Here is a 22,201-nt window from a genome sequence, read left to right on the forward strand (position 1 = left end):
AAACGGTCGTTTTTGACACCCCTTGCACGCAAAAAAACCCGCCCCCGTGCTACACAGCACAGGGGCGGGTTATCGCTGTTTAGTGTCCGGCAGGTGGTAACCTGCCGGTGGACCTTACCTTACCACTGAATGCGGAGGCCTGCAGAGGCCGAGAAAGTATCGCTGTCAGAACTGTCGAAAGACTGAGCGTAGGAGACTTCACCGTAAAGGGTCTTGCTCTCATCCCAAGCCATGGAGCCACCAACCCCGATCTCACCCCAAGTTTGGCTAGCGTCGGACGTGAGGGTTGCTCCAGCAACATCAACCGAATTGGAGGCGTCGAAGTCATGTATGATGTTGGCGATAGCATACAGCTTCTGGCTGTTGCCACCTGCCGTCAGGCTATCAGCCTCATAGGCCAAACCAAGACGACCAACGAAGCGGTCATTGGATCCGAGATCCACTGCGTTGCCTGCACTGTCGGTGAAGTTTCCAGCATCAACCTGACCCCAAACGAGCTGAGCTTGCGGGATCCATGTTCCAGTCTCGCTCACCTTAAACCTATGGCCGACTTCAGCACTTAGCGCATAAGCTGTGGAGTCTTCATCTGTGGCCAGCGATCCACCGGTCGAGGAGGACAGATCACTGCTGATCCAGTTGACCTGGCCTTGAGCATCAAAATAGGTGCCGTTGTTGCCATACCAAGTCGCGGTTAGGCCTAAGCCGTAGCCTTCGGAGTCGATATCACCAAAGCCAAGTGCGTTCGCCACAGAGGCGTTAGAGCTGCCATATTGACCTGTAACACCCAGAACCCAATGGCCTGCCTCGCCTTCTTCAACATTGAAGTCGATACCGGCTTGCAGACCCCAGGTATCGATAGAGCTGGTTGTGCCTGTATCAGCCTCAAGGTTTGTGCTGTTGCCTTGCAGTCTGACCCATGATCCTGATGGTTGGGCATCTCCAGTGGTTGCATCACCTAAAGCCCACTGACGTTGGCCGACACGCTGTTCCAGTGTCGACATATGGTTAAAGCCACCGAGAATAGCCGGAAGCGCCTCATAGACCGCCCCCGTGCCATTCACACCTTGTGATCGCAAAACAAAGGCACCGGGTTCATATTCAAGGTCATAGTCAAGCGCGCCAACTGCCAGAGGACCGCCCGCCAAGACAAAGTCGCTGGCAGCAGATGTGCCGGCGACAGTGATGATCGGGATGTCGTTCCCTGTCGCCACGCCAGTCGTAACGTCTGAGACACCGAGCTGCGTCGTGCCAGTGGCATTGCCTTCGATAACAAGCTTGTCAAACGTATCGGATGCAAAGTCGGCATCCACCAAAAGTGTACCTGTGCCGGTGTAGTCGCCGGAAACCGTGATCACATCGCCAACCGCGTCGTCTTGCGTTGTGATGATGCCATTGTTCACAACTGATCCACTCACCGAGTAGATACCAGCACCAGCACCAGTGCCATCAAAGGTCCCACCAGCAGATGTTGCGAGATTGCCCGTCAGCGCCAGAGCTGTACCAGCATTAAAAACACCCGCGTTGGTCAGGACAAGACCAGTGCCCGCATCATCGCCAACAGTCAGATCACCATCGGTGATATCCAAGGAGCCGCCGTCAACGGTTATGTTCTCCCAGTTGGTTAAAAATGTACCGGTCTGGCTCAAAGTCTGGCCCTGCAGGGTCAGAGCATCAATGTAGGTATCCGCTACCGCGGTGTCATCACCGCCATCTAGGAGTGTAACACCCGTGATGTCAGCTCCGGTCGCGATAACCAATGTATCAGAGCCGTCGCCAAGAGAAACCGTGCCTGCAACCGATGCGCCTGCATTTACAACCGTGGTGCTGTCCCCAACATTGTTGAGAATACCCAAGCCCGCGGCTGAGCCTACGGCCGCGCCTGCATTGAGCGTAAGGACCGTATTGGCCCCCGCAATCGTGCTGGTGTTGATGCCGTAACCAGTGCCGCCGTTAACCGCTTTGTTGACAGTGATGCTGATATCGCCGCTGCCTGCATTGGTTGCCAGGATACCGTTGTCTCCGCCTGTAATGATGCCATCACGCGCAATGGTGATATCAGCAGTCGCCGCGCCGCCAGTAATATTGGTTTCGATACCATTGCCAATAAGACCGGTCACATTGCCGATCCCGCCAATGCCAATCGAGCCAAGAGCGCTGTTAGCTACAATGCCGGGATCTCCAGTGATTGTTCCGTTGACGTCAATGTTAACCGCGCCTTGCGCCTCTACATCAATGCCGTCGTCACCCACATCGTCGCCGCCGGCGATGTTGCCATTCCCAGTAATAGTTACCAGGCCGCTTGAGGCCGAACGTACATTGATACCGTCGCCGCCTGCCGTGATGTCGTTGCCAATGGTAATCGTGGTCGTGCCGATGTTGTCTACATCTGCATTAAGATTCTCAGTCGTAATGCCGTGTGCTTCCGCACCTGTAGTCAAAATTGTGCCCATCCCAACAGTAGAGACCTCGATGTTACCCAAGCCCGAATGCTTTACAAGGATGGCATGGCTGCCATCCCCTGTGGTCTTGACTTCCCCCGCTGTCAGTACTGCTGTCGCAGTTGCCATCGAGGTCACGTTCTTAATCTCGGAAAACAACCCGTGAGAGCCGGTTCTTGTTGTGATCACGGTGCCGCCGTCCATTTGCACTAAGGCTGCGCCGAGGCCATTGTTAAGCGCATAGAGACCATAGGAACCCTCTCCAGCGGTCACTATCTCGCCAGTCATCAAGGTTGCCCTTGCCACCGCCGTGCTGTCTGCGTTGGATATCAGGGAAAGTAGCCCATGGGAATCTTTGCCACTTGTGGAGATAGAGCCAGCATCCATCCGTGTCGTCACATTACCAAAGCCTATTGTTTCGGCACCCACACCCGAAGAAGTCTGACCTGCCGTAGCAATATCACCGTCGATAAGTGTGGCGGTCGCATCGGCCAAATTTCCTGAATTGGTTATATTAGAATAGAGACCGTCAGAATATAATCCGGTTGTACTAATAATGCCATTAGACATCTCCGAAGTTGCCGAACCAAGGCCCTCGTTGTATGCGTAAATGGCCCCGCTGGCGTAGCCAGTCGTTTCAATTGAACCGCCATTCATTATGGCGGATACATTTCCGTAGTTTGATAAATTTTCGATTTGGGCAAGAATGCCGTAAGCAAAATCTCCAGTAGATTGAAAGCTCCCTGCGGCTTCAGACATACTTGCATACGCATCGCCAGCAGGGCCAAAATTTGAGGCCCAAATCCCCCTGCCACTTTTCCCAGTTGTGGAAATTGAGGAAAATCGTTCCCCTACAACGACAATATCACCGGTATTCTGTCCCGTGGAATAAACTCGGATACCATTCCCAGAAAGCGTGGCATCAGCATCATTTAGAGTTAATGTTAAACTATCTTGATTCTGATAAATAATACCCGTTGGGTAATTTGGATAGGTACCGCTAGCTGCATAGTTCGCAGGCCCGCAAATAATAGCTGTAGGCCCAGCACCGTTTGGGCCACATTCATTTTCGGCAATAGCGGTACCTACAGATAGGCCGGTGAATACAGTTGCTATGCCCACAACGTTAGCAATTGAAGCAACATTCCCCTTCCATTTTGTTAAACGGCCCCCACGTAACGTACGGATTTTAGTAAACGGACTTACTTTATCGAGAGATTGTTGGTTCATAGCGGGATATTTAACTTTCTATTTCTGATCTAAAACTCATTAATTAATTACTTATCAATATCGACTCGCGCTGACCAGATTCATTCTAAAATTCAGTGTTTTAGGATTGTCGGTCATGCGGCGATCTGACTTGGTTCGGGTGATTCATCACGATATTTCTGAGTAAATACGGTCAGATCTTATGCTGAGGATGTTTCTCGCTGGTGTTGGGGTGTCATGGGATTACACGTGGAAGGATCACAACGACCAAGAGCACCCCGTGCAGGTCAGCCCCTGTTGTGAGAAAAAGGAATGGGAGGAAGAAGCCAGGCGCTTTGTTCAACAAACGCTCGTTTTTGCCTCTTTCGTGACAGCATACATCCATGCATCACGCAATCTGGGCTTACTGTCGACATTAGATCGTTTGCGGCATTTGTGGCTTTGACCTCACATTGAACGGCTGCTTTCTCCAAATCGCCCAAAGGCCCGCGCACTTGCAGCGAAAGACCGCTTCCCGCCCGTGATGTTCTTCGCTGCGGATGCAGCATTTGAAATGTGGCGGCTCGAAACGACGGGGCAAGGTCGACTTCGCATTGCAGAGCAGGCCTCTAGCGTTGGCGCCTGTCGATGCGATTGTACCAGATCATAAAGTCGACGTATTCATCAACCTCGACCCAATCCTGATCAAAGCATCGAAGAACATACTCCCCACTTCCAACGTATTACGGACGATATCCGGCAGAAAATTCGCAACGGGACGTTTGCTGAACATGCTGCTTTGCCGACCGAACGTGCGATTGGAGAACTCTTTAAAGTCAGTAGGATGACTGCCCGCCGCGCGTTGGTGGCCATCGAAATAGAGGGGCTCGCCTATAGCTCGGGTAGAAAAGGTCGGTTCGTTTCTCCCAAGCGGTTGAGATATGACATCGGCAGTATGGTCAGCTTTTCAGCCACCGCGGAAACAGATGATATCGGACTAACGATCAGGTTGATTGATGCTGCTGTGATCAAGGCCGATTCGACGCTTGCGGCGGCATTAGCCGTAGAGCCGGGATCTGATATTTTCAAATATACTCGGCTCTTTTTGATCCATAATCATCCGACGTTTGTCGAAGTTGAATATGCTATTGCCGAACGGTTTCCCGGGTTTATGGATCTGGACCTGCAGCAATCAACGATGATTTTGTTCAAAAAACACTACAACACAACCGGGACAACGGGTGAAATAGTCATCCGCATGCGATCCATTCAGGAGTATGAAGCCAAGCTTCTCGGGCTTGCGTCCTATAATGCGGGTATCGAACTGGAGCAGATCACCTATGATCAAGACGGGCGGCCCTTTTGCTTTGATACCCAGATCTGGCGGGGAGAGTTGGCCGAGTTTACCGCGCTGGCAGTTGCGATTGATCCAAAGGGGTGATGCGAGGAATGCAAATGTCATGGAGCTCAAGCGGTGGGTCGGTTATCATGATTAGCCGTTGGCGGCCTGTCAGAAAATTGAGCATCTTGCGCGGCTGGGTTTCCATCTCGCGTACGTAGCAATATTTCGTCCCTAAGTGGGCTAAGGCTAAACAATATGCTGTCTCAATGCGGTTAAGGGAAAAGGTCAAAATCATCTTCGCCCATCTCAAACGCATCTTCGGGCTGAGACGGCTCCGACCGCGCGGTTCGAACTGTGCGAAAGACGAATTTTTACCCGCCCCAACCGCTCAAAACCTCCGCAAACTCGCCAAGGTTCGTCCTTCATCGCGGCAAATGCAAAGAGCTTGATAAGAAAAGCGCTTGCTCCGAATTGAAAGCCGGAATTGCTGCGACCGCAATACGGCGTTTTCCACAAAATCGGCTCGAATATGCCGCCCGTTTCATTGCAGCACACGCGTCCTCGTCTTTATCAAGCGACTATTCATTAAATGTCATGAAGTAACGTGCAATTGTAAGGCATTACAATCAATCTTAGTTAGTGTTAATCTGAAAACTAAAGTTGCACTATGGGGTGGAATTCACTTGGAGAGTGGGTCGTATCGACTGCTTAAATCTCCATTTATACGGGCGCGCTTGCATTCCGTAAAATAGCTATGAATGAGGAAGCTTTAGCTAATGAAGCAACCTCACATCCCGCGTGGGTTAGGTTGAGAGTTTGATTGAATGATTTCAAACCTTGAAAGAGATGGGACCAAGATGGACGAACTACCAATCATAAATGCATTCAAGCATATTCAGATTCCAGTACTGATATTCGGGCTGGATGGCGCGATTCTCCATTGCAATAGCGCTGCTCACCGATTGTTAGGGTATCCGGACGATGAACTGATCGGGCGGCCTGTCAGTGACATTTTGTTAGTCGACTCCCTCGAGGAGCTGACCGGACATATCAAACCGCCCGCCATCGACGCTATTATCAAGGGCTTAATGGGACGGCGCGAGACCGGAAAATTTATCCCGCTCGTGCTTCAGTTGTCGGAATGGCACGATGCCAACAGTGGCCGGCAACACGTTCTCGTTCTGCGCGACATTACCGACGATATGAAAGAGGCCCGCTTGGCCAAGAATGAACTGGCTCGCGCCAACAGTGCGATCACAGGCGCGCATATTGGAGTGTTCGAATACAATCCCGTTGACGATACAGTGATCGTTTCAGACATCTGGCGACAACTGTTGGAACTGGACTCTTCGGATACCTTCGATGTGCAGGTAGAATGGCGCGGGCGTGTCCATCCCGAAGATCTTGAAACGGCGCTGGAACCCATTCGAATCTGTGCAGAAAAAAGAGGAGAACGCGCCAATTGCGAGTACCGGATACGCTCAAGAGACGGATCGCGGTGGCTTTGGATGCGGACGGATGCAGCTGTCGCCAGCCGGGACCGGGACGGCAATGTGATCCGCGTCATTGGCGCGATGACGGACATCACAGAGCAGAAAACGACTGAAAATGATCTGCGCAGGAGTGTATCACAATTCCGGTCCACTTTTGACAATGCGCCGATCGGCATGGCTATTATGTGTCTTGACGGTCGTTGGCTAGGTGTGAACCCGGCTCTTTGCGATCTGCTTGGGTATACCGAAGAAGAATTGTTGACCTCGAGTTTTCAATCAATGACGCACTCGGATGATCTGGATGCGGAAACTCATCACTTCGAGTTGTTGAAAGCCAATAGTATTACTTCCTATCAGGTCGAGAAACGCTACATCCGAGCCAGCGGAGAGGTCATGTGGGGGTTGCTGAGCGTCAGCATTGTGAAAGACGCTGATGGAAATCCAGATCACTTCATATCCCAGATTGTTGATGTGACCGAACCGCGGCGATTAAACGACGTAAAGAGCGAGTTTGTTGCAACAGTAAGTCATGAATTGCGGACACCGCTAACATCTGTACTCGGGTCATTGACGCTCCTTTCGTCGATGGAGGACGAACCGTTTTCCGACGAGGCCCAGCGCTTACTTTTCATTGCCCAAGAGAATGGCAAACGTCTTCATGCGCTCGTCAACGATATCTTGGATTTCGAGAAATTCTCGGCACGCCGTATGTCGTTTGAGCCGACATCAAACCGGATCATCGGTTTGATCGAAGAGGCCGTATTGGCGAACATGGCCTATGCAGATAAATATGGTGTTCTATTTGATATTGAGTGCAAAGACAGATCAGTAACAGGATGTGTCGATCCGAAACGCTTTCATCAAGTGATGGCGAACTTTTTGACCAACGCGGCTAAGTTTGCTGAAACTGGCAGCCGAATCAAAGTGTTGGTGGAACGGGTTGAAAAGGCAATCAAGGTGTCAGTTATGAACTCGGGCGCTGGCATACCGGATGCTTTCCGCGACCAGATATTCAAACCATTCTCGCAGGCTCAAAATTCGTCGACTCGTGCCAGAGGAGGAACCGGTCTTGGGCTGAATATTGCCAAGCAGATAGTAGAGCAGACCGGCGGTTCCATCGGTTTTGACAGCGAGAATGCCGGCAATACTACCTTCTGGTTCACCATTCCTACCAAATCTACCGACTGACAATCAGCCGTTCCGACTTGATCCCAAAGGTGATCCCGTCGGAACGGCAGTGACTACAGCCTGATTACCGAACGACCCGACGAATGTTTATCTGGCGTGGCTTGCTACCCTTTTTGAGCGAACGGTTTTCAGCACGCGCGATCGCACGCTGGAAGGTCTTTCGAATACCTTGGGTCTGACTTGCGTTGGGCCGTATTGGATTTCCGATGGAGACATCTATATCTAACGGATCTCCGCTATCGTATTCGGTATTTTTCTCGTCGAGAATACTCTGGATTTCCGTCTCCAGGTCGCCAGACGGTTCAAGAGTTGCCCTGTTGGTTATCGCGACGAACGCTCCGTTTCCGGCGTATGTCATCATATAGCCGTTTGGTCGCAGCACCTGACCGATAGCATCCGCGACTTCGGTGAGTGTGTACAGAAACTCCTCGACCGAAGCTCGGGCATGGATCGCCTCTATCCGGTCGACTTTAACCGCTAGAACCTGTGATCCGCCAAGACTGGAACGTGACAGTTGTAATAGATAATTGCCCAAGGCATCATATTCGACGAGATTCTCGATTTCATCCATCTGGATTCGATCGAATAGAAGGGGTCCGTGTTTATTTGCATCATCGGAACCATATGCGCCTATCTCCGATAAAGCTGCTGCCGCTTCTTGTCGTGCAATAAACAGTTCTTCGGCCATGCGTAGGCGGGCGGTGAGATCAGCGATTTCAAATGGCTTGTTTATAAAGTCGGATGCACCCGCTTGAAACGCGCGGTCAATATAATCCTTCTCAGACATAGCAGTCAGCATCAGAATTGGCGTCTTGCGATACGCGGGCAGAGTTCGGACTAATTTACAAAGCTCGATCCCGTCAATGCCGGGCATATTAATGTCAAGCAACAGGCAGTCGTAAACGACATCGCCTTGGTTCAGGATTTTGAGCGCAATTTCCCCAGACAGCGCAGTAGTAAAGTCCGTAAAACCAGAGCGACCTGCAAGCACGGTCAAGATTTCGAGAATATAATCATCGTCATCGACAGCTAAAATCTTCATAATCACCTCGAAATTTTCGGTTTGACGAACGTATACAACCAAAACGTGCATGTGCAATGGTTACTGAGTATGAAATAAACTCACGTTACCTATATAAAGTCCTCAAGGCTGTAAAAGTTCCATACTTTGTGAGTTACAGTGACCACCTGTTGCCTAATTTGTCTAAAATAAGGCGAATGTGAGTGATTCAATTGGCATTATATCAATTTTGGAAGAACGCAGTAGTGCGCTCTAGTCGCGGAATTCAACAAAAACTACGCGGCGAATTGATGAATGAAGAGTAGTTATCCCGTCTCAGCGACACTATCCAAAACAGGCGCTCTGGCGATACGGTTACTGACACGTGAGGGCGTATTCACGAAACGAAAGACCCGCTCATGTGCGACGAGCGGCTACGCATTTAAAGGGTCTGCAAGCCACGCACCTTCTCTTCGTTTCCCCTGCCTATTATTCCATTTAGCGAAATGCCGGTCGATCCGTGAGTGGTCGCCATGACTGGCTGCGTCACATTGACGCGCCGACGTCGGCGTCCGCTTTGGGGGGTATGTGTAAAGGTGCGGTTAGTCGTGAGACTTTCCTTGTATAAAATTCAGTCGTCTTCTGGTCATTCCACGCGACCGGATAATCGCGCAGATATAAGGCCTCTGCTTCTAAACCAAACCTCTGTGCGATGGCGTGCATCTTACCAGCGCTTTGAGATGCGTAAGGAAGCTGCGTCGCCTCGGTCGTTGGCAGCGCGTCCATGTCTGCACGAAGCCCAATTGTCGGGCCCGCATTCCTGCCTCTAATCACAGCGACAACACCGCTGCGCCCGATACCTTCGACGACTTCATCGCATCCCCAACCCCGCAGGGTTTGGGCTACGATCCCTGCGGTTCGTGCGAGGTCAAACAACAGTTCCGGGTGGCGATGTAGGTCTTGCCGCAAGGCCACAGCATCAGCGATCCAGTCTGCAGGAAGGTCGTCCATCCGTTATCCTTTCCGGCGTACGAGAAACTTGCTGATCCGCCCAAGGCCTTCTTTCAGATCCTCCACAGGGTTGGTAAACCCGATGCGCAGCCAGCCCTCCATGGCCATTACGCTGCCCGGGGTGAGCATAACGCCTTCCTCTTCCAATAGTGCCACACACAGATCACGCGAGGGTATTTGCAAATCGTAACGCAGCAGCGCTGTTGTGCCTGACTGGGGTTCAACCCAGCTGATCAGAGATTCACCATTTACCCAATCGCGTAGGATGGCCAGGTTATTGCGCGTGATATTTTGTGATCGTGCGATAATCGCACCTTTGTTCTCAAGCGCAATCGCGGCAAAATGTTCGTCAATACGACCGACTGAGATCGTATTGTAATCGCGGTGGATCATGACGTCTTCCAGGAATTCGCGTGGACCAGCGATCCAGCCGATACGCAATCCCGCGAGCGAATATGCCTTGGACATGCCAGCTGTGCTGATGCCCTTCTCATAGATGTCCGCGACAGAAGCGGTATAGCCATCGCCAACCTGATCGGTCCCACGGTAAACTTCGTCGCAAAGCAACCAAGCGCCGACCTCACGTGCAATTGCTGCAATCTCCCCGAGCAGCGCAGCATCCATCAAGGCCCCTGTCGGGTTGTTAGGGTTGTTGATCGCGATTAGCTTGGTGTCCGCCCGCATCATCGCGCGCAACGCGTCGAGGTCTGGTAGGAAGTTGTTTTCAGCACGCAGGTGCAAAAGCTCGATTTCAGCACCGATGCTTTCAGGGATTGAGTAATGCTGCTGATAGGTTGGTATCACCGAAATCACGTGATCGCCTCGGCTGATCAATGTCTGGTGAACAAGCGCGTTCGCCCCAATTGTTCCATGGGTCGTGATGATATTCTCGCGGCTTTGATTTTCATAAAGACCGCCGATGGCATCGCGCAACCGGTCGCTTCCTTCGATAGCACCATAAGACATCTTCATGCCTGACAGATCGTCGAGGACAGTATCGCGAATTCCTGCAATATCGATCAGCTCACCAAGCGTGATGGAGGCCACGCAGGTCTCTGCAAGGTTGAGCTCGCAGGTATTTTCGAACTCATTCATCCAGATTTCGACGCCGAAAGGTTGAATATTCATTTGACTATCCCTCTTAGGTTTTCAGCACGTTGCTGCGTTGTAGATTGCATGAGCCATGAAGATGTCTTCAAGCCCCAAGCCAATGGAACGGAAAAAGACTGGACGGTCGCCCGTTGGCGCAGGGCAACGCGAACAGACCAGCCCAGCAAGATCACCGCGGATACTGTCAGGGGACCACCCCGCTTGCGCCGCCAGCTTCATCTCGCCCGCTGATGAGGGCGTTGTAGTGCTGTAATCGCAATAGACGTCTGCCTGCATAAGGAATTTCGGATCAATCTCATGCGCATTAGCAACGTTGGTGCTGATGGAGGTCACGAGCGCGTTGGGTGCGACGGCTTCAATCTTGAGAACTGGTGTGCCGGAAGAGGTGCAAAGCATAACGACATCGGCCCCCTTGGCGGCATCCTCGGCACTGTCTTCAACGCGGATACGGTCATCCAGCGCGGTCCATTTTGCGCCCGCATCTTCGTTTGTCAGGCTCGGTGCAAATACTCGGATTTCATCCCAGCCGCGCAGACCTTTCACCTGTTCCAGATGCGCCCGCGCGACAGATCCTGCACCAATGATGGCAAGTGTTTTTGCCTGTGCAGGAGCCAATAGGTCGACAGCGAGAGCAGTGGTTGCCGCGGTGCGTAGCGTCGTCAACTTGCCCGAGTCACACAGCATCAGAGGGCGTCCGGTCTTTGCAGACATCAGGAGCGTCCATGCAGTGATGATTGGGCCGTCCGGTTGCGGCAGATAGGGCGACAGCTTGGCACCAAAGATATTCGGTTCTGCACTGGCACCCAGATACGTGATAAAATCCCCGCTATCGCCGGGTAAAAGGGTGACTGTCTGCGCCGGCTGAACGGCCCTGTCCTGACCGAGGTTGGTAAAGAGCGCCCGCATGGCGCCGAGCGCGTCGACCTTTGAAAGGTGATCTCGTACGTCCTGCGCTTCCAGTACGATGGGGGCTTGAATGGCTTTGGTCATGTCTTGTCTCCGAAACTTTCAGTGATGTTTGATGCGATTGAGGAAGGCCCGCGTGCGGGTTTCTGCTGGATTTTCGAAAAACTCGGTCGGGGTATTTTCTTCAAAGATGCTGCCACCATCCATGAAGATGACCCTGTCTGCGACTGACCGCCTGAAAGTTGGCCCGGGTAATAGTGGGCGCGATCGGTCATCTGGACCCGTTCCAGTAACGACATTGCGCAATCATGAGCCTCGGATTTCGGCAACTTGAAGGTCGATGCCGTCCATAACCAGATATGAGCCATAGGATTTCCGCAAGCCTGTGGCAGATATCAGAAGAGTGTCTTTCGTCATTTTTTTCCTTCTATTTGCTGCTTATCAACGGTGAAGCCCGGGAACTGCCACCTGCCGCTCCAGTGCGCCAAATATTATGGTCAGAACCAGACCAAAGAGAAGATAGCAAACACCCTGCCGCTGCAAAGACCTCGAAGGGCGCATACGTGCGGGCGGCGAAGGCGCGGGCAGCGCCAGCCATTTCACCACGGTAACGGCGCTTGCGAGCGAGCTGGCCTTCATTACAAGAACGATTTCGTTGCCGAGCACTGGCGGCCCGCCGCGATAGACCTGAGGTAATGTGATATGGCGCACAAGATCGCGCAATGCAGGGCTTTGGATATATGAGAGTCGTGAATACGCTTTGGAGAAACGCGTTCATTACAGCCTACCCTGTGGGCTTGACCTTCGGGCGTCCACTGACGACCACAGTCCGGCCCTGGCTACTTGCGATGCTTCGTGCTTGAGCTCGCCACTCACTATTGAGTGATCGCTCAAATAACACCTTGAGTGATCACTCAATCCTACCTATATCAGTTTCATCGAACACAGAACTTCGCTCCTTGAAAGGACACACCATGGCTAACTTCCCGATCCATACAGTCGAATCCGCACCTGAGGCCGGCAAGCCGCTCTTGGAAACTTCACTCAAAGCCAACGGCCGCATTCCGGGCCTGCACGGCACTATGGCCGCAGCCCCACCGTTGTTGGCCGCGTATAACTTTGCCCACCAGCAGTTCATGGCGACATCCATGACCGACGAAGAAAAAACCGTCGTTTGGCAGACAATCAACGTCGAAAGCAACTGCCACTACTGTGTCCCAGCTCACACCGGCATCGCCAAAATGATGAAAATTGACGATGCGATCACTGAAGCATTGCGCAACGAAACACCGCTGCCGACTGCGAAACTTGAAGCTCTCCGCACCTTCACTTTGGCGTTGGTACGCGATCGTGGATTTGTTGCCGATGCTGACACACAGGCGTTCTTGGACGCAGGCTTTACCGAGACGAACATCTTGGAGATCATTCTGGGCGCTGCGCAAAAACTGATGTCAAACTACACCAACCACTTTGCAAAAACCCCTGTTGACCAAGTGTTCCAAAAGTTTGCTTGGGAAAAGAAGGCAGCCGTCGCTGCTGAATAATTCCGCCAGCCGGCACCTCAAGTGCCGGTGTTAGACGAACAGCGGCGCGTTCCTTGACAGAACGTGCCGCCCCCGCAAACGATGCCCAACGGCAGATAGTGACAAACGAAATGAATACGAAACCAGCGGTGCCATTGCTTAAATCGCTCGCCACATTGCCGATGTGGGTCAAAGTTTGGCTCGTTGCACTTGGACTCACCAATGTCGCCAGCCTCGCGTTCCTGAGTCAACCCTCTGGTGTTGTGGTGGCGATACTGGCCTTTTCGGGCATTGTCCTGAGCAAGGTTGCGGTCTCCTACGCCGGAGGGCTGACACGTTTGGTGAGTGTCGGACACATTGTTGGCTGGGTGCCTCTTGTTTTGATGCTTTTGTTTGCACGACCTTTTGCAGATGGCGCATATGACACCTATCTAACGATCTTGTTGATCATGAATACGATTTCGATCTTGTTCGACCTAAATGACTTTCGTCTTTGGCTATCGGGCGATCGCGACGTGATAATCTGAGGAAGAAAAATGACTTTTACGACGACGCCCCTCCGTATCGATATAATATCTGATGTCATGTGCCCTTGGTGCATCATCGGGTATCGCCAACTGGCAAACGCGCTGGACGCCGCTGGCACCGACCACGAAATCCATTGGCATCCGTTTGAATTGAACCCGCAAATGCCGCCCGAAGGCCAGAACACCCGCGAGCACATTACGGAAAAGTACGGCAGCACGCCCGAACAATCCGAGCAATCGCGCCAGCAGATGAAAGCACTGGCGGCCGATCTCGGATTTGATTTCGAGTGGACCAAAGACTCGCGCATGCACAACACATTCGACACTCATCAACTTCTGCATTGGGCGAACACCCAAGGCCGCATGCATGATCTGAAAATGGCGCTATTCACCGCCCATTTCACTGATCAACGCGACTTATCTGACAATGCAGTACTGGCGGATATTACCGCCGAAATCGGGCTGGACCGTGTTGAAGCCGCCGCCGTGCTTGACGATCAGCGCTTTGCCAATGACGTCCGCAGCGCTGAACAGTTCTGGCAACAACAAGGCATTTCCGGCGTGCCTGCCATGGTGTTTAACCGCAAACATCTTGTTACAGGGGCGCAGGGCGTAGAAAACTACACCAATATTCTGTCGCAACTTGCCGAAATGAAAGGATAAGCTATGGCCCGCGCCGAAAATTATGATCGTGACGCCGCACTTGATGCGGCCATGACCTTGTTTTGGCGCAAGGGCTATCACGCAACATCGCTCAAGGATCTGGAAGTGGCGCTGCACATGAAACCCGGCAGCATTTATGCCGCGTTTGACAGCAAGCAAAACCTCTACCTTCTGGCAATCGAGCGCTACTTTGAAGCATCTCGCACTGGCTTTCGTGCCCAAATGGCCAAGGCTGCAACACCGCTTACTGGGTTAGCTGCGCAGTTTCAAAACTACGCAGATCTTGCGCAGGACGATCCTGCGCGGCGGGCCTGTATGTTGATGAAAACGATTGTTGATACCACATCAACCGATCCCAAAATCGCTGACGCATCAAAGCAATACCTTGATCAAATGTGCGTTGAATTCTCCGAGAGTTTCGAGGCAGCCCGTGCCTCGGGTGAACTACCATCAACTGCGGACCCAAAGCGCCTCGCGCTGCGATATCAAGCCAATATATCCGCGTTGCGCGTCGAATTGCTTCGCGGAACGCCTCGAGGCGATATCTTGAAACTCGCGGCTGATATGGCACAAGAGACCATGCAACTCGGCACCTCAGCATAAAGCTTAGTGCCTATCGAGGAAAAGCCAGTTGTAGCTTTAGCATTGTGTTAGGCTGCTCGGGGCAATTGCATCATGTGACAGGTTCTGATGACCCCCTATCAATCTCCGAATACAGTCCTTTTTCTTAATAATTATGACCTGTTTCTGGTAGGGAGGGTAGAATCCCTATGCAAAAAGGCGCGGACTGATATACCGCAGATTTCTCTTATCTTAATGTATCGCCATCGAGGCAGGCTTAGACACCAATAACGATTTTACCGACTGCCTTCCCGCTGGAATGGTGCGCATAGGCATCGGCCTCCTCAGCAAACCCAAAGGTTTTCGAATCTATTTCGCCACATGGGGGCATGAGACATGCTCGTCATAAAAATGTGCGGACAGGACTGTCATGAGATCAAGCGGCCAAGTTCTTCTCGGGCTTGCCATATTTGGCGATGGCGTCTTCCAGTGCATCACCTCGAAAGCTGGCGTCCAGCGTTTTTGACAGCCACCGATACACCTCTTTGTGCGTCGCCCAATTCTTGATCTAGACCAAATATAGGAAACCTTTTTTCACTGGAATGTAGGTGATGTCGCTGCACCAAACTTCATTGGCCGCGTGATCGGCAGCTTTTGCAGTAGATAACGCCAGATCTTAAGCTGCTCCATGATACCCATCAGTCGCCGCACCGGTGGCATCGTGCCGAGGACCAGCATCGAGGCCTGCGGGCGCGTAGTAGGTAAAGGACCGCCAACTGGCCGATCTCGACGCAAATATCATTATCTCGCCGTCCTTGTTCTCAGCTTTCTGAACCTTGTCAGAGAAAATTTCTGCCAAGCCTTTAATCACTTGCCGCGTCCAAGTGCTCACCTGCGTCGGATGTAGCTGGTGCTCGTCTAGACCTCCTGCATAGTCCTTTCACCGCGCAACGCATCAAGCTGTCCAAATCTGCCGGTCCACTTCACTTTTAGTAATGCGGCTCGCGTCTGCGAAAAGTCGCCTGTTTTCAAGCAATTCGACACATTTATCTGGCAGAGAAGTCAAACGCGGGGTAATGGCTATTTAAAATGGATCTGCCTCGTGAATGAGTCGCCTGTGCGGTAAACCGCAATTCAGAAGAATATTGAGTTTAATGCCTGTAAAATCTCAGCTCATCAAAACGGGCCAATACCGTCTTAGCCGCCGCTCCCTCCTGAATACGCTTAGCAGTTCAGTGGCTGTTATCGCTTTCGGGCGTAGCGCGTTCGCGCAGGACGTTGTGGCACCTCTCTCGACGACCGAAATTGATCCCAACGGGCGTGAGGCTCTGCCGGCAGCACCCCTTACTCCTCAACAATTTTCATTTGACTGGCTCGACGCACGCATGCACGAGGCCGCTAAAGTCGACTATGTTGCACCGGTTGACGCGCCTGACGTCATTTCGAACCTTGATTACGACGGCTATCGCAAAATTCAATTTAACCCCAAACGTGCCCGTTGGGAGGGCGACGATGTTTTGTTCCGCTTGCATGCCTTTCATCCAGGCTGGCTATACACACAAACCGTCGCAATACATGAGGTCGTTGACGGGTTTCAGACGCCGATGGTTTTTACCACGGACGATTTCCTTTATTACGGTGACCTCGCCCTTCAAGTGCGCGAGCATACCGAGCTGCCTGGTGTGGCAGGCTTCCGTCTAAACACACCGCTCAATCGAGCCGATGCGTTCGATGAACTCGTCTCCTTTGTCGGTGCATCCTATTTCCGGGCATTGGCCCGCGATAATAGCTATGGCCTGTCGGCGCGTGGCCTTGCGATCAACACGGGTCTTAGTGGTGAAGAAGAATTCCCACGTTTCTCAGATTTCTGGCTGGAACGTCCCAAAGCGGGTCAAGAAGGCGTAGTTCTTTTTGCGGCACTTGATAGCCCGTCGTGCACTGGCGCTTACCGCTTTGTCATTCGTCCGGGTGCAGAAACGACCATTGATGTGACTGCAAAACTGCACTTCCGCCGTGATGTGGAGCAGTTGGGCGTGGCCGCATTAACGTCCATGTTTTTATTCGACGAGAAAAATAGTAACTCCTATGACGATTATCGCCCTCAGGTTCACGATAGTAACGCTTTGATGGTGGTGCGTACTGATGGGGATGTGTTGTGGCGTCCGCTCAATAACCCGCCGCGTCTGGCCAGCACTTATCTCAATGAACCGAATCTAAAATCCTTTGGCTTGATCCAACGGGACCGTGATTTTAGTGACTATCAGGATGCTGGCGCTCATTATCACGATCGCCCGTCGGTCTTGGTTGAACCACAGGGTAACTGGGGTGAAGGCGCTATCCGCTTGGTTGAGATTCCGTCTGATCTTGAAGGAAACGACAACATTGTCAGCTTTTGGGTGCCCGCAGAAAAACCGCGTGCTGGCGAAAGCCGCGAGTATTCTTACCGCTTGCGTTGGGGTGCGCTTGGCACCGATCGCGACGGCGACCGCGCTTGGATTGTCAACACACTTGCGGGGCAGGGCGGCACCTCTGGCGTCTCTGACATCAAGTCTTCGCTGCGCAAGTTTGTGATCGACTTTGATGGTGGTCTTATGGCTGAACTACCCGATGACGCAGAGATGGAGCCTATCGTCACTTTATCATCCGGCAAAATTGAACACATCGCCTTATCAAGAATCCAAGACACCACGAAGTGGCGTCTAGTCATTGATGTCGACGGTAAAGAAGAACGCATTGTGGAACTCGTCGCGCATGTCGCGGGTTATGGACGCAAGCTGACAGAAACTTGGATTTACCAATGGATACGCGAATGAACGTTCAAAGTTCTTCTTTTATGACGGATGCATCTGCGTTCGAAACACGCAAAGCACTGATTTTACGCGACGGCTCTTTGCCGGACGCGCCCTTAGCGATGCCACGGCAGATACTAGAAGTGCCGCGCACCAAAGCAAACGATTCCGCGGCAAGCGGCATTAACCGTCTGCTCGGCTTACTGAGCCTCGGCATCTTTGGCCAAGGGGCGGGCGGGCGCTAACTGATGACCCGTAAAAACTTCTCCGGCGGCGTGCTTTCGGCGCGTGCTTTTGCATTGGTAGTAAGCATTGGTCTTGGGGCTGGCGCTGCCGCGTTGTTTTTACAATTTGGTGCAGCTGACGGTTATCAATGGGTGGACGGTGTGCGGGCCATTTTGGTGTTTATCACCACTTTCTGGTTGGCTTGGGGTGCGATGCAGTCAGTCGAGGGGTTGATTTCAGCCCGCAAACCCGCCGCGTTAATGACAAGCTCTATCACTGCCCGCACAGTCATTTTGATGCCTGTCTACAATGAAGATCCCAGCGCTGTTTTCGCCCGCGTTGCGGCCATGGACAACGCGATAGCGCAATATGGCATGACCGATCACTTTGACTTTGCCATCCTGTCCGACACGCAAGATGACCAACTGGGTGCTGAAGAAGAACGCTGGTTTGTTCACTTGTGGGACAATCGCCAGCAAGACGCGCGCAAGGCTGCGGGCAAAGCGCCACGGTTTTATTACCGCCGCCGCCGCCGCAATATCGGGCGCAAAGCGGGCAATATCCAAGACTTTTTTGAAACCTCGGGCGCTAACTATGACTTCGCTCTAATTCTGGATGCCGATAGCTTGATGGACGGGGCCACCATCCTAGAGATGGTGCGCCGCATGCAGTCAGAGCCTAAATTGGGTCTCTTGCAAACCTTGCCACGCGTCACAGCTGCGCGGTCACGGTTTGGCCGCGCTATGCAGTTCGCAGCGGGGTTCTACTCACCTGTATTTGCCCAAGGTCAGGCCGCAATGCAGGGCGTCACCGGGCCCTTCTGGGGCCACAATGCACTCGTTCGTGTCCGCGCTTTCGCAGAAAGCTGTGCGCTGCCCGAACTATCTGGTCCGCCGCCTTTTGGCGGCCATATCCTCAGCCATGACTACGTCGAAGCCGTGCTTTTGGCGCGTGCCGGCTGGTCGGTACGTGTTGATCCTGACCTCGGCGGATCGTTTGAGGAGGGCCCTGAAAACATGATCGACTTTGCCAAACGCGACCGACGTTGGTGTCAGGGAAACCTCCAACACATCCGCGTCATTTCCGCACCGGGCCTCAAGGCGTGGTCACGGTTTGGGCTTTTCCAAGGAATCCTGAGCTATATCGCTCCTGTGTTTTGGTTGATGTTTCTCGCATCCAATCTCTATGCATCAGCGACTGCGCCAGAGCCTGATTTCTTTCCTGAGCCGTTCCAGCTTTTCCCTGTTTTTCCATCCGACCAGACCTCTAAGGCTGTTGGCGTCGCGGTCGGTGTGTTCGGCCTTTTGGTGCTTCCCAAGGTGCTCATCTTGTTAGATGCGGTACTACGGGGACGGGTCGCACAATTCGGCGGCGCGTTTACGTCGCTGCGCAGTATGTTGTACGAACTTGCGTTGTCATCAATTAATGCGCCAGTCATGCTGATGTGGCAAACGCGCGCCGTGCTTCAGGTTCTCAGCGGACGCGATAGCGGCTGGCCTGCGCAGACACGCGGCGATGGACGGCTTACGTTCTCCGAAGCATTTGCCGCAGGATGGTGGATACAACTTTGTGGCATCGCGGTGATTTTCCTCACGCATAACCTCGCGCCTAGCCTCATGTTTTGGGTCCTGCCGATCGGGGTGCCACTTGTTTTGGCACCACTGACGATTTGGTTCACATCATTGCCATCAAAGCCCTCGATCTTTACCACCCCGGAAGAGTCTGCGGTGCCTGCGGTCATTACGGACTACCGACAGCTGGCGGCCCAATGGGCAGACATCACCGCCACACCCAACGCCAGTACGGCAGGAAAAATAGCCTAATATGTCCGAAACGTCGCCCCCAATCACTCCAGCTGCCTCAATACGCGATCCGCGTCTCGATTTCTTTCGCGGGCTTGCGCTGGTGATGATCTTTATCAACCATGTCCCGGGCAACCCGCTTGAGATGTTCACAAACCGCAATTTCGGTTTCTCGGACGCTGCCGAGGGTTTTGTGTTCATGTCAGGGATGGCTGCGGGCATGGCCTACCCGATGGCCTTTGTGCGCTTGCCGCTTTGGCGTGCGGTTCTGAAATGTTGGGGCAGGGCGTGGACGCTTTATTCGGTGCATGTTGGTATCACTATGATCAGTTTGACGATCATGTTGGGCGCAGCCTTTTGGTTTGGTGCCGACAAAATGTGGCAGATCAATAACGTCGGCCCATGGATGAAAGCGCCGGTTCAGGCGACTATCGGGATCGCCACCTTGGGGCATCAATTCGGCTACCTCAATATCTTACCGATGTATTCGGTGTTGCTGTTGATGACGCCAGTTTTGATTGTGGTGGCGCATCGTAACATCTGGGTAATGCTCGGCGGTTCTTTTCTTTTGTGGGTCTTCACAGGCGAAACTCGCTTGAATATCCCCGCGTTTCCCAACGACGGCGGCTGGTTCTTTAATCCATTCGCTTGGCAATTTTTGTTTGCGATAGGTTTGGCCGCAGGCATGCGCTTGAAATCGGGTGAACGCCTTGTGCCCAACGTGCCTTGGCTGAAATGGACAGCTTTGGTAATCTTGGTTCTTGTTCTTGCATGGATGAAGATTGGCTTTGTTCAAAGCACTGGACGCGCAGGCCTGTCATTCTTGCGCGACCTCGGCTTTCCGTTTTACGTCACGAATTTCGACAAAACTTTCCTTGCCCTACCGCGGTTATTGCACATTCTGGCACTAGTTTATTTCCTTTCCACTCAAAACTGGGTGACCCACCTTTCCGCGAGCAACTGGGTCTGGCCTATCGCATTGATGGGGCGGTTTGGCCTAGCTTGTTTTGCACTCGGCACCGTATTGTCGATCCTTGGGCAATCGATCAAGGCCTCATTGATTTACGATCCTTGGATTTTTGACATGGGCTACGTCTTCTTAGGTCTCGCGCTTCAAATGGGGCTCGCGCGCATTAAATGGCAATTGGCGCAAAGGTTTTAAGTGATAAATCAACTTGCGATCTTGTTCCACTTACGTTCCGGTTTCTCGCTTCATTTATGCGGCCATTCGTTCGAAAGCCGAGGGGCTATTGCCTCCGAGCGATGAGTGGCGACTGCGTGGATTTTGAAAACCGTTAATAGCGGAGTATCGCGCCTTCAGCCTGACGGCGTGTTTTCCTACGATGCCGCCAGATCAGTTCCGCCTGAATGGATATGAAGAGTTGAGCGCTGTCGCCCATGCCCTGAACACCAGGCCACGCAAAGCGCTCGACTGGCAAACGCCTGCAGAGGCACTCGACCGGCTGCTCAAACAGGATATAAACGAAGGTGTTGCGACGTCCGGTTGAATCCGCCGTGCAGTTCTTCAGCCATTCGGGGCCGCCCGTAGCTTTGTAAACTAAGCCGATGCTGTTCACGAATGTGGGCTAACAGCACTACATCATCCTTTGCAAAGCGATCGGCCGACAGGGGCGCTGTCGGTGGCGCATTGGACGTATCCGCCGCGCACGGAACCCACGAGATGTAACTTGCATGATATGGTAGAGAGATTTTACGGGCCAAACTTGTTTCTAGGCACCGATGAAGGCAAACCTCACCGGCTTTGGCCTGCAAAGAAACCTCTCGGGATCATGTTTTGTATAACACTGACGGTCAACGGATCGCCGCCCGTTTTAACACTTCCTGCTTGTCGTATAGAGAGCCTGGCTCTTGTTTTATACAGGAACCGTCGTCCGGCACTGCATTTATGCTGGGTGACGGCGATGATCGGATCGTTTCCCGCTCGGTCGTGATGGACCGTAGAGGAGTAAGGTCGTCCTCGTCTTTCCTATGACCTGAACGGATACTTGGGCTTAGGGCTCTTATGACAAGACAAGGTGGAAAAGAATAAAAAAAGTGAACGTGCTTGTCGTCGCAATGGCTCAGCACCATCGGTGCAACCGTCATGCTGATTGGTGGGCTGACTACCCAAACAAAATGCATTAAACTGATGTTCCGGGCTACAGCCGTGTCCCGCAACACCAGCTGCGATGATCAGCAACAGACCATTTTGACTCATATCTCAAAAGGAGACGAACATGCTTCGCAAGATTGCGCTACTGCTGATCGGAGCGGTGATAATCGCTTGCTACGCTGTGCCATACCTTTTTGTCGGACAGATTGCTGCCTGGACTGGCAGTTTCCTGTTCTGGTGCGTCGCTGGCATCGCCATCATCCTTTTTAATGCCGCCGCCATGGCGGGCTTTACCGAGGATGACAGATGAACACCTCTTATG

The 22,201-nt window shown here is 52.6% G+C and carries 17 protein-coding genes and 3 pseudogenes; 14 read left to right on the plus strand and 6 right to left on the minus strand.

Annotation, left to right across the window (positions count from 1 at the left end; translation table 11 throughout):
* Positions 1 to 119: 119 nt before the first annotated feature.
* Positions 120 to 3,197: an autotransporter family protein gene (locus tag ACXLHR_RS00005; protein ID WP_458789520.1), complete on the minus strand. Its 3,078-nt coding sequence runs from the start codon at positions 3,195 to 3,197 to the stop codon at positions 120 to 122.
* A gap of 1,171 nt (positions 3,198 to 4,368) precedes the next feature.
* Here ACXLHR_RS00005 and ACXLHR_RS00010 point away from each other — a divergent pair.
* The 3 genes and pseudogenes from ACXLHR_RS00010 to ACXLHR_RS00020 all read left to right on the plus strand — a co-directional run bounded on the left by ACXLHR_RS00010 (position 4,369) and on the right by ACXLHR_RS00020 (position 7,649).
* Entirely contained in the window at positions 4,369 to 5,067 is a 699-nt protein-coding gene (locus ACXLHR_RS00010) for a GntR family transcriptional regulator (protein ID WP_458792434.1), read from the plus strand.
* A gap of 140 nt (positions 5,068 to 5,207) precedes the next feature.
* Positions 5,208 to 5,417 (plus strand): annotated as a pseudogene (locus ACXLHR_RS00015) (IS5/IS1182 family transposase); the annotation flags it as partial.
* Positions 5,418 to 5,825: 408 nt separating this feature from the next.
* Positions 5,826 to 7,649, plus strand: a complete 1,824-nt coding sequence (locus tag ACXLHR_RS00020) for a sensor histidine kinase (protein WP_458789521.1) — start codon at positions 5,826 to 5,828, stop codon at positions 7,647 to 7,649.
* A 64-nt stretch (positions 7,650 to 7,713) separates the two neighbouring features.
* On the opposite strand, the gene ACXLHR_RS00025 is transcribed toward ACXLHR_RS00020, so the two are convergent.
* The 4 genes and pseudogenes from ACXLHR_RS00025 to ACXLHR_RS00040 all read right to left on the minus strand — a co-directional run bounded on the left by ACXLHR_RS00025 (position 7,714) and on the right by ACXLHR_RS00040 (position 11,760).
* Positions 7,714 to 8,742, minus strand: a complete 1,029-nt coding sequence (locus tag ACXLHR_RS00025; protein WP_458789522.1) for a response regulator — start codon at positions 8,740 to 8,742, stop codon at positions 7,714 to 7,716.
* 621 nt (positions 8,743 to 9,363) lie between these two features.
* Positions 9,364 to 9,660 (minus strand): annotated as a pseudogene (locus ACXLHR_RS00030) (amidohydrolase); the annotation flags it as partial.
* Positions 9,661 to 9,663: 3 nt separating this feature from the next.
* Positions 9,664 to 10,788: an aminotransferase gene (locus ACXLHR_RS00035; RefSeq protein ID WP_458789523.1), complete on the minus strand. Its 1,125-nt coding sequence runs from the start codon at positions 10,786 to 10,788 to the stop codon at positions 9,664 to 9,666.
* A 21-nt stretch (positions 10,789 to 10,809) separates the two neighbouring features.
* The gene (locus tag ACXLHR_RS00040) at positions 10,810 to 11,760 is read right to left on the minus strand and encodes an ornithine cyclodeaminase family protein (protein ID WP_458789524.1); all 951 of its coding nucleotides are present in this window, start codon (positions 11,758 to 11,760) and stop codon (positions 10,810 to 10,812) included.
* 24 nt (positions 11,761 to 11,784) lie between these two features.
* On the opposite strand from ACXLHR_RS00040, the gene ACXLHR_RS00045 reads away from it, so the two are divergent.
* The 9 genes from ACXLHR_RS00045 to ACXLHR_RS00085 all read left to right on the plus strand — a co-directional run bounded on the left by ACXLHR_RS00045 (position 11,785) and on the right by ACXLHR_RS00085 (position 20,928).
* A complete protein-coding gene (locus tag ACXLHR_RS00045) occupies positions 11,785 to 11,907 on the plus strand; it encodes a hypothetical protein (protein WP_458789525.1) in 123 nt (40 codons plus the stop codon).
* A 743-nt stretch (positions 11,908 to 12,650) separates the two neighbouring features.
* Positions 12,651 to 13,220 (plus strand): carboxymuconolactone decarboxylase family protein, encoded by a 570-nt coding sequence (locus ACXLHR_RS00050; RefSeq protein WP_458789526.1) that lies wholly within the window; start codon positions 12,651 to 12,653, stop codon positions 13,218 to 13,220.
* A gap of 110 nt (positions 13,221 to 13,330) precedes the next feature.
* Positions 13,331 to 13,726, plus strand: coding sequence for a hypothetical protein (locus ACXLHR_RS00055; RefSeq protein ID WP_458789527.1), 396 nt, complete (start codon positions 13,331 to 13,333; stop codon positions 13,724 to 13,726).
* A gap of 9 nt (positions 13,727 to 13,735) precedes the next feature.
* Positions 13,736 to 14,389, plus strand: a complete 654-nt coding sequence (locus ACXLHR_RS00060) for a DsbA family oxidoreductase (protein ID WP_458789528.1) — start codon at positions 13,736 to 13,738, stop codon at positions 14,387 to 14,389.
* A 3-nt stretch (positions 14,390 to 14,392) separates the two neighbouring features.
* Positions 14,393 to 14,992, plus strand: coding sequence for a TetR/AcrR family transcriptional regulator (locus tag ACXLHR_RS00065; protein WP_458789529.1), 600 nt, complete (start codon positions 14,393 to 14,395; stop codon positions 14,990 to 14,992).
* 1,112 nt (positions 14,993 to 16,104) lie between these two features.
* Entirely contained in the window at positions 16,105 to 17,763 is a 1,659-nt protein-coding gene (locus ACXLHR_RS00070; RefSeq protein ID WP_458789530.1) for a glucan biosynthesis protein, read from the plus strand.
* Positions 17,760 to 17,984 (plus strand): hypothetical protein, encoded by a 225-nt coding sequence (locus ACXLHR_RS00075; RefSeq protein WP_458789531.1) that lies wholly within the window; start codon positions 17,760 to 17,762, stop codon positions 17,982 to 17,984. Before ACXLHR_RS00070 ends, ACXLHR_RS00075 begins: the two co-directional genes overlap by 4 nt.
* A 3-nt stretch (positions 17,985 to 17,987) precedes the next feature.
* A complete protein-coding gene (gene mdoH / locus ACXLHR_RS00080) occupies positions 17,988 to 19,787 on the plus strand; it encodes a glucans biosynthesis glucosyltransferase MdoH (protein WP_458789532.1) in 1,800 nt (599 codons plus the stop codon).
* Between the two features lies 1 nt (position 19,788).
* Positions 19,789 to 20,928: an OpgC family protein gene (locus tag ACXLHR_RS00085; protein ID WP_458789533.1), complete on the plus strand. Its 1,140-nt coding sequence runs from the start codon at positions 19,789 to 19,791 to the stop codon at positions 20,926 to 20,928.
* A 54-nt stretch (positions 20,929 to 20,982) separates the two neighbouring features.
* Here the strand turns inward: ACXLHR_RS00085 and ACXLHR_RS00090 are convergent.
* Positions 20,983 to 21,139: pseudogene (locus ACXLHR_RS00090) on the minus strand (IS3 family transposase); the annotation flags it as partial.
* Between ACXLHR_RS00090 and ACXLHR_RS00095 the strand changes: the two are divergent.
* Both ACXLHR_RS00095 and ACXLHR_RS00100 read left to right on the plus strand, forming a co-directional pair.
* Positions 21,110 to 21,274: a hypothetical protein gene (locus ACXLHR_RS00095; protein WP_458792570.1), complete on the plus strand. Its 165-nt coding sequence runs from the start codon at positions 21,110 to 21,112 to the stop codon at positions 21,272 to 21,274. The pseudogene ACXLHR_RS00090 and the gene ACXLHR_RS00095 overlap by 30 nt on opposite strands.
* Before the next feature lie 729 nt (positions 21,275 to 22,003).
* A complete protein-coding gene (locus ACXLHR_RS00100) occupies positions 22,004 to 22,189 on the plus strand; it encodes a hypothetical protein (RefSeq protein WP_458789534.1) in 186 nt (61 codons plus the stop codon).
* The last annotated feature ends 12 nt before the right edge of the window (positions 22,190 to 22,201 follow it).

The organism is Yoonia sp. MH D7, from assembly GCF_054439475.1.

Bases quoted from the DNA above. Each gene is read 5' to 3' on its own strand.
- ACXLHR_RS00005 (WP_458789520.1), bottom strand. From the start codon at position 3,197: ATGTCTGAAGCCGCAGGGAGCTTTCAATCTACTGGAGATTTTGCTTAC.
- ACXLHR_RS00020 (WP_458789521.1), top strand. From the start codon at position 5,826: ATGGACGAACTACCAATCATAAATGCATTCAAGCATATTCAGATTCCA.
- ACXLHR_RS00025 (WP_458789522.1), bottom strand. From the start codon at position 8,742: ATGCACGTTTTGGTTGTATACGTTCGTCAAACCGAAAATTTCGAGGTG.
- ACXLHR_RS00035 (WP_458789523.1), bottom strand. From the start codon at position 10,788: ATGAATATTCAACCTTTCGGCGTCGAAATCTGGATGAATGAGTTCGAA.
- ACXLHR_RS00040 (WP_458789524.1), bottom strand. From the start codon at position 11,760: ATGACCAAAGCCATTCAAGCCCCCATCGTACTGGAAGCGCAGGACGTA.
- ACXLHR_RS00045 (WP_458789525.1), top strand. From the start codon at position 11,785: ATGTTTGATGCGATTGAGGAAGGCCCGCGTGCGGGTTTCTGCTGGATT.
- ACXLHR_RS00050 (WP_458789526.1), top strand. From the start codon at position 12,651: ATGGCTAACTTCCCGATCCATACAGTCGAATCCGCACCTGAGGCCGGC.
- ACXLHR_RS00055 (WP_458789527.1), top strand. From the start codon at position 13,331: ATGAATACGAAACCAGCGGTGCCATTGCTTAAATCGCTCGCCACATTG.
- ACXLHR_RS00060 (WP_458789528.1), top strand. From the start codon at position 13,736: ATGACTTTTACGACGACGCCCCTCCGTATCGATATAATATCTGATGTC.
- ACXLHR_RS00065 (WP_458789529.1), top strand. From the start codon at position 14,393: ATGGCCCGCGCCGAAAATTATGATCGTGACGCCGCACTTGATGCGGCC.
- ACXLHR_RS00070 (WP_458789530.1), top strand. From the start codon at position 16,105: ATGCCTGTAAAATCTCAGCTCATCAAAACGGGCCAATACCGTCTTAGC.
- ACXLHR_RS00075 (WP_458789531.1), top strand. From the start codon at position 17,760: ATGAACGTTCAAAGTTCTTCTTTTATGACGGATGCATCTGCGTTCGAA.
- mdoH (WP_458789532.1), top strand. From the start codon at position 17,988: ATGACCCGTAAAAACTTCTCCGGCGGCGTGCTTTCGGCGCGTGCTTTT.
- ACXLHR_RS00085 (WP_458789533.1), top strand. From the start codon at position 19,789: ATGTCCGAAACGTCGCCCCCAATCACTCCAGCTGCCTCAATACGCGAT.
- ACXLHR_RS00095 (WP_458792570.1), top strand. From the start codon at position 21,110: ATGCCGCCAGATCAGTTCCGCCTGAATGGATATGAAGAGTTGAGCGCT.
- ACXLHR_RS00100 (WP_458789534.1), top strand. From the start codon at position 22,004: ATGCTTCGCAAGATTGCGCTACTGCTGATCGGAGCGGTGATAATCGCT.